Origin of the sequence: Stenotrophomonas sp. 278 (assembly GCF_003935715.1) — a bacterium.
In the GTDB taxonomy this organism is placed as follows: Bacteria; Pseudomonadota; Gammaproteobacteria; order Xanthomonadales; family Xanthomonadaceae; genus Stenotrophomonas; species Stenotrophomonas maltophilia_AH.
In genome coordinates this window covers 22,571-29,959 of the sequence record NZ_RHPP01000049.1, presented here as the reverse complement: position 1 = coordinate 29,959, position 7,389 = coordinate 22,571, and the positions used below count along the sequence as shown (strand labels likewise).

At 65.3% G+C, this 7,389-nt stretch carries 4 protein-coding genes; all 4 read right to left on the bottom strand.

Going from position 1 to position 7,389, the window contains the following annotated elements:
* Positions 1–117: 117 nt before the first annotated feature.
* Positions 118–1,614, bottom strand: a complete 1,497-nt coding sequence (locus EGJ34_RS22195) for an ATPase, T2SS/T4P/T4SS family (protein ID WP_312023024.1) — start codon at positions 1,612–1,614, stop codon at positions 118–120.
* An 8-nt stretch (positions 1,615–1,622) separates the two neighbouring features.
* The gene (gene gspD, locus EGJ34_RS22190) at positions 1,623–3,719 is read right to left on the bottom strand and encodes a type II secretion system secretin GspD (RefSeq protein ID WP_185750133.1); all 2,097 of its coding nucleotides are present in this window, start codon (positions 3,717–3,719) and stop codon (positions 1,623–1,625) included.
* The gene (locus tag EGJ34_RS10155) at positions 3,716–4,489 is read right to left on the bottom strand and encodes a type II secretion system protein N (RefSeq protein WP_185750132.1); all 774 of its coding nucleotides are present in this window, start codon (positions 4,487–4,489) and stop codon (positions 3,716–3,718) included. Before EGJ34_RS10155 ends, gspD begins: the two co-directional genes overlap by 4 nt.
* 179 nt (positions 4,490–4,668) lie before the next feature.
* On the bottom strand, positions 4,669–7,302 hold the full coding sequence (locus tag EGJ34_RS10150; RefSeq protein ID WP_125360363.1) for a TonB-dependent receptor: 2,634 nt from the start codon (positions 7,300–7,302) through the stop codon (positions 4,669–4,671).
* Between the last annotated feature and the right edge of the window lie 87 nt (positions 7,303–7,389).

The following is a 7,389-nucleotide window of genomic DNA, read 5'->3' as shown; positions in this document are numbered from 1 at the left end:
GGCTGCAGCCGCACGGGCACCAGCTGGTGCCGCGCCAACTTTGCACTCGCTTCGTCCAGGGTCGCGGCCGCGATGCTGCCACTGCGGCTGCGTCCCTGATCGTCCAGGGCGGTGTAATCAAACAGCGCCATCGGGGCGCGCCTCCTGGCGGGTGACGCGCAGCGCTTCTTCTGCGGTGGTGATGCCGTCGGCGACGTACTGGCGCGCCACTTCGGCTAGTCGCCCGCCTGCGGTGAACGCCAGCTCGGCGATGGCATCCTCGGAGGCATCAGCTGCAATGAGGCGGCGCATGCGCTCGTCCACTTCGATGCATTCATGAATGCCGACACGACCGGAGTAGCCAGTGTGACCGCAGTGCGCGCAGCCCACCGCGTCGTAATAGGTCCCCGGCAGCGACTGTTCCGCGCCCTGCGGCAAGCGCGGCCGGCGGCACTGTGTGCATAAGCGTCGGAGCAAACGCTGTGCGACCACGAGGCGCAGACACGATGCAAGCAGGAAGGGCTCGATACCGATATCGCGGAGACGGGTGACGGCACCAGCGGCATCGTTGGTATGCACGGTGGATAGCACCAAATGGCCCGTCAGGCTGGCCTGCACCGCCACTTCGGCGGTTTCCGCGTCCCGGATCTCGCCCACCATCAGCACGTCCGGGTCTTGGCGCAAGATCGCGCGCAGCCCCATCGCAAAGGTCATGCCAACGCGGGCGTTGACCTGGGTCTGACCGATGCCCTCGATGGAGTACTCGACCGGGTCTTCCACGGTCAGGATGTTGCGCTCGCCGTCGTTGAGCGCGGCCAGCGCAGCGTACAGGGTGGTGGTTTTGCCCGAGCCGGTGGGACCGGTAACGATCACGATGCCATTTGGCACCTGCAGCGCCCGGCGCAGCGCACCGAGCGCCGGGCCTGCCAGGCCCAGGCCGTCCAGCGACAGCGCTTCCTGGTCCTTGTGCAGGATGCGCAGCACCACGCGCTCGCCGCCGCGAGTGGGCAGGGTGGATACGCGCACGTCCAGCGGTCGCGCGCCCATGGACAGCGAAACACGGCCGTCCTGGGGCACGCGTCGCTCTGCGATGTCCAGGCGCGCCATCACTTTCACGCGCGATACGAGCAACGGTGCGATGCGGGCAGGCAGCTGCGCCGCGTCACGCATCACACCATCTATGCGGAAGCGCACCCGCAGCGCCGACTCGAAGGATTCAATATGGACGTCCGAGGCACCAAGTCGCACCGCCTCGGCAATGATCCCGTTGATCATGCGGATGATTGGCGCATCACCTTGGCTTTCCAGCAGGTCGGCGGTGGTTGGGAGGTCTTCCAGCAGGGCATCCAGCCCGCCGTGAAGCTGCAGGTCGTCGACGCCGGTGCTGCCGTGCATGGCCACGTCAGCGTAGATCTCCGAAAGTTGCCGGTCGAAACGGGCCGAAGGCACCGTCTCCACGAGCAGCTGGCACTCCAGCACACGCCGCGCTTCCAGCAGCGCGGCGGGATCAGCATCGGCCCGAAGCAGCACGCGGAGCGGCGAAGGCGGTGTGCCCTCGTCGGCGACGGCGTCGTCGGCGGGGGTCAGCGCGAGCACGCCATGGCGCTTGGCGAATGCGTAGGGCAGGGCGTGCACGTTGGTTCTCACGGCTTGCGGGCCGGTGCAGGCGTGGTGGTCGGAACGCTTGAAGCGGCTTCCGACGGAGGAACAGTGCGCAGGTACTCGCGTACCACTGCTTCCAGCTCGGCGGCGGCGCTGCCCTCGTCGTGCTGCGGGATACTGCGCAGGTAGTTGTATCGTGCACCGCTCATCCGCTGTGCGGCACTCGCGTCGCGGATGATGGTCGGGCGCAGGAACACCATCAGGTTGGTCTTCTCGCTGCTGCGCGACTTGCTGCGGAACAGCGCTCCCACCAAGGGGATGTCGCCGAGGAAAGGAATCTTGCGGGTGCCGTTGGCGTTGTTGCTGTCCAGCAGCCCACCCAGCGCGACCATGGCACCGTCTTCGACCACCACATTGGTTTCCACTTCGCGCTTGTTGAGCACGACCTCGCTGTTGTCGGCCGAAACCGTACCCGCGAGCGAGGACACTTCCTGCTTGATCGCAAGGGTGATGCCGCCGCCGCTGTTGATCTGCGGGCGCACGGTGAGCTGGATACCCACGTCTTCACGGTCCACTGTGCGGAACGGGTTTTCGTTGTTTGAGCCCAGTGCTTCACCGGTGGTGATGGGCACTTCCTGTCCGACCAGTATGCGGGCTTCTTCATTGTCCAGCGTGAGGATCGACGGGGTAGACAACAGGGTGGAGCTGGTGTCGTTCTTCACCGCGTTGATGATCACACCGAACAGGCGATCATCGTTCTGATGGGCCAGGCCGAGCAGGCCGCCGCTCAATCCGAGCAGCGCCTGCGCAGCGGCCTGGCGCGCCGCCTCGCCGATGCTGCCTTCCGCGCTGTCGTTGCCGGCCAGCGCCGCGCCGGCCAGTGGCACCAAGCCCGGCGTGGTGTCATCGGCGAACTGGGTCAGGCCCAGCGGAATGGTGCCGTCCTTGCCGGCCAGCAGCAGCTGCGCGCCGAGCTTGCGGGCAGCTTTGTCGGAGATCTCCACCACCAGGGCCTCCACCAGCACCTGCTCGCGGGGCACATCCAGCTGCCGCACGACGTCCAGCAGGATGCGTTGGGTGTCCGGGTCGGCATGGACGATAAGCGAGTTGGAACCAGGGTAGCGCACGATGACCGGGCGCTTGCCCGTGGCCGGTGCGATGATCTGTGCATTGGCAGGGTCGTTGTCGCCGCCCGCCATGGACGCTGCCGCTACCGGCAGGGGTGCGGTGGCGGCCATGCCCGCCATGCCGGTGCTGGTCAGGCGCGGGGCACCCGGCGCGACGATCTCAGGGGTCTGCCCGATCAGCTGCTGTAGCACCGGTAGCAGTTGTTCGGCACTGGCGTGCTGTAGCTTGACTACCGCCACATCGCCGTTGCGCTGTGCGCGCGCATCCAGTTCCAGCGCCAGTTTCGCGGCCCGCTGCACCAGTGCCGGGTTACCCCGCAGTAGCAGCGAGTTGCTGCTGTTCACCGGCAGCACCGACAGGGGAGCCGCGGCCTTGTCGGCACCGGTGCCGAACAGATCGGTCAGGGTGGTGGCCAGCTCACGGGCGGAGGTGTTGCGCAGCACGACAGTGTCGATGCCCGCGCTGTCGCGGTCGATGCGCTGCACGAGTTCGAGGATGCGCTGGATGTTGTCACTGTAGTCCGCCACGAGCAGCTGGTTGCCTTGCGGCAACGCCATCACCACGCCGCCGCGGCCGATCAACGGCTTCAGCGTTTCGGCGGCGGCGCGTGCATCGATGCGCTGCAGGGGGAATACCTTGGTGGCGAAGCCAAGCGGCGAGCCCGCCTGCTGCGCGGCGTTGTCATCCGGGATGACGCGGTAGGTGGAGGGGCCGGCCGGCACCGCGATGAGGTTGTTGGCGCGCAGCACCGTAAGCAGAATGCCCATCAGGTCGCCCTGGGACATGTCCTGGTCGCGACTGACATTCACCGTACCCTGGATCTTTGAGTCGGTGATGAAGGTGGTGCCGGTGGAACGGGCAACGTCCTGGATGAAGGCCTGAAGTTCCACGTCCTGCATGCGCACCGCAGGCGTACGCGTGGCTTGCGCGGCCTGGGCGTGGACGGGCGACGGCGTGGCAAGTGTCACGCCTGCCGCGATCAGCAGCAGCGTGGTCAATCTCTGGGTCATCGAGTGCCGGTTCCAAGGGTGAGGGAGCGCAGCTGGCCATCGCGTCGATACGTGATCTCAGCGCGGGGATTGTCTTTGAGCTGACCGGCCAGCTCCGCGAGGCGTTCGGCATCCAGCGACTGCCCATTGACGCTCACTAGTACGTCGCCCGCCTGCAGGCCGGCCGCCTTCAGCAGGGCGTCGTTGCCGCGAGGCAGCAGCGCATATCCGCCGCCGCTGCCCGCATCCAGTACGCTGCGCAACCCGGCCTCGGTGAGCAACCGGGCCGGATCGACATCGGCGACGGTTGTTCGGGGAGGCGCGGTGGCCGGCGATGGCGGTGCGGACGCGGAGGACGCGGCTGCAGCCGGCGTGGCGGGCGTCGCGGATCCGTCCGCGGACGGAAGCGGAATGCGCAGGACGTTGCCGGCGCTGTCCAGCACTACGTGGTCAGCGGCGACGGCGGTCAGCAGCACGCCTGGGGCGAGCGTGTCGCCCTCGCTGTATGCCTCCTGGCGTTCGTTGGCGCGGGCGAGGATGGCCGCGTTGCCACGCGATGAAAGACGGATGCCGAACAGTTTCCATTCGCCGGAAACAGCGGCGGATGTGGTGCCCTGCCCGAATGGCTGCTGGCCCGCGAGCGGGGCGAGCTCGACGGCAGGAGTCGAGAACGTGGGTACGGCCTCCTCGACGGCTACCCTTAGCAACGGGAGCAGCAGCCAGATTGTCTGCAACAACAGAATGGTCCAGAGCACTCCCTCAAGCAGTGCACCTTTGGAGGGCAGGTGCATGAGAGGCTGCAAGGGGCCGCTGCGTCGAGAAAGGGAAGGGCTTGGCATGCGCACAGCTTGAGTCGCTAAGATGACAGAGGTATTGCTTCAGTCATGAAACTGTCGGCTGTCTGCAAGAATGGCCCGGCGCTTCTACCGGGCCATTCTGTGACACACGCATGTCCGTATGCAGTGTGCGATCAGAACTCGACGGTGACGCTCGCGTCGTAGCTCACGCCACGCTCATAGGCATACACGTCGATCCTGCGATCACCCCGTTCCTGGTACTCCTCGTGATCGGTGTCCAGCAGGTTGCGTGCAGAGAAACCGAGCGTGGTGCGGTAGTCCCACAGGTTAAAGCTCTTGCGCAGTACCAAGTCCAGGGAGACGCCCGGCTTCTCCATGTAGTCGGGCTGGCCGGGGCGACCACGGGCGAGGATGCGCTCGCCGACGTAGTTGGCGATCAACGTGGTCTGCAGCGAGTTGTCCGCGTTCTCGATGCCCACCTGCACATTGGCGATGTGACGGGACTGGCCCTGCAGCTGGCTGCCGTCCGGTACGAACAGCTGCGCATCGATCGGCATGGGGTAGCCGAACGGATGCACCGTGTCGCCTGCATCGGCGGTCACTTCAGAGTCCGACCAGGTGTAGTTGCCGGCCACGTACAGGCGGTTGTCGCCCCACCAGCGGGCGTTGATCGGCAGGTCCAGGTACTTGCGGGCATCCAGCTCGAAGCCGTATACGGTGGCGGCGGGCGCGTTGATGAAGCTCTGGAACACAGTGCCGCCGGCTTCGTTGATGGTCGACTCGATGGGGCGGTCGATGTCCTTGTAGAACACGCCACCGGACACGTACTCGCCGGAACCAAAGAACCACTCGTAGCGGGCGTCGTAGTTGATCAGTTCGCTGTCCACCAGATACGGGTTGCCATAGTACTGTCGGTCGTTGTCCGGGTCGGTGTACTGCTGCGGGGCCATTTCGCGGAACTGCGGGCGCGCGATGGTCTTGGAGATGCCGAAGCGCAGCTGCTGGTTGTCGCTGAAGTTCCAGGTGAGCGTTGCAGCCGGAAGCAGGTAGCTGTTTTCCAAGGGGAGAGGCGCATCCACGGACTGACCGGTGAATAGGTCGTACGGGTTGACCGACTGCTCGGCATCCTCGTAGCGCAGGCCGACGGTAGCGCGCAGCATCGGCACAATCTCGCCTTCCCACTGTGCGTAGACCGCTCGCACTTCCAGGTTGGCGTCATACGCGGCCGCACCGGTGTTGCCGGTGGTTTCGCGCAGCCGCAGCAGGTCCTGGCTCAGATTGTAATCGGAAAACAGGTAATCCGGGCGCTGGTAGCGGTTGTAGAAGGGCAGTGAGCCGTCCAGGGCAAGGAAGCGGAACTCGCGCTGCCAAGAGTTGCGGTCGTTGTCAAGCCACGAAAGGCCCGAGCTGACCACCATCTCGCGCTCGGTCGGAAGACGCCAGCTCACATCCACACCGGCGCTGTCCACGTTGTCCTCGACCTCGCCGAAGCGGATCAGGTTCTGCACGCGCGAGGCATCGTGGGCCCAGTAGCCATCCACGTTCTCGTAGTTGATCAGGGTTTCGTAAGGCGCGTCACGCTGTGCCTTAGACGTGGCCGCACGCCATTCCACTGTGACGTCGTTGAACTCGCCGAACATGTGCTTGCCGGTGAGCTGGTGGTTCAATAGTTCGCGCTCGTACCAGGCGGTCTTATCCTGGCGGGTGATGAAGCCGGACAGGTTATTCAGGCCGGCACGGCTGCGTGCTTCCTTCACTGTGTCGTGCACGTACAGGCTGGTAAAGCCAATTTCGTGCTGGCTGCTCTTCAGGCCGACGCCGAACATTCCGTTAATGCGGGCGTTGTTGCGGGTGGACATGAAGTCGTAGGCGCTGTTGTATTCCACGCCGGCGTCGGTAAAGTACGGGTCTTGCTGCACGCCTTGTCGGCTGCGCCATTCGTTGTCGAAGTTGCCTACGGCGACAAAGCCCAGCGTCAGATCATCGTCGATCTGCATCGAATTGCCAGCGCTGGCACCGAAGTTGAAGTCCGGGTTGACGCTGTCGGTAGACTGCAGCAGGTACATGTTCGGATCGTTAATGCTGCGGCCGATGGTGCGGATGGCCTCGCGGTCAAAGTTGGTGCCCAGGTCGACGCGGTTTCCGGAGGCGATCGCCTCGTTGAGTTCGGGCGACATCTTGCGGGCACCATCATCGTAGCCCCACCAGTCAGCACGGTCGCCATAGTAGGTTAGGCCATGTTCGCCGGTGGTGTTGCTGTTCCCCCCGCCGCCCACGCTTACCTTGAAGTAGGCTTCGTCCGGCACCGTGACGCTGTGCATGTCGATCACGCCGCCACCGAACTCGCCGGGGTAGCGCGCCGAGTAGGTTTTCTGCACGGTCACGCTGTCCAGCACTTCACTTGGAAACAGGTCCAGCGGAATCACACGCTGCAGAGGTTCCGGGCTGGGCACCGGCGAGCCGTTGAACAGGGCCGACGAGTAGCGCTCGCCCAGGCCGCGGACATACACGAACTTGCCGCCAACCAGGCTGAGCCCGCTGACGCGGCTGAGCGCCTGCGCCGCATCGCTGTCGCCGGTGCGCTCCAGGTCTTCGCGGGTCACAAACGAGGCCACTTCGGAGGTGGTGGCCATCGGAGTGGGAATGAAAGCGCCGCGCACGCGCACGGCGTCGAGCTCGGTCGCTGCGTCGTCGGCGGCGGCCGGGGTGTTGGCCGCTGTATTGGCCCAGGCTGTCGACGCGAGTGTCAGCGCGATCGCAAGGCCTAGGGTGGTGCGGAGTGGACCGTTCTTGTTGAACTTTGACATATGGGAATCGACCTTGACTGCTGGATGCGAGGGGGGTAGGAGCGCACAAGGGCGCGGCGGCCTGCTGGTCGCCGTGCCCTCATGCAT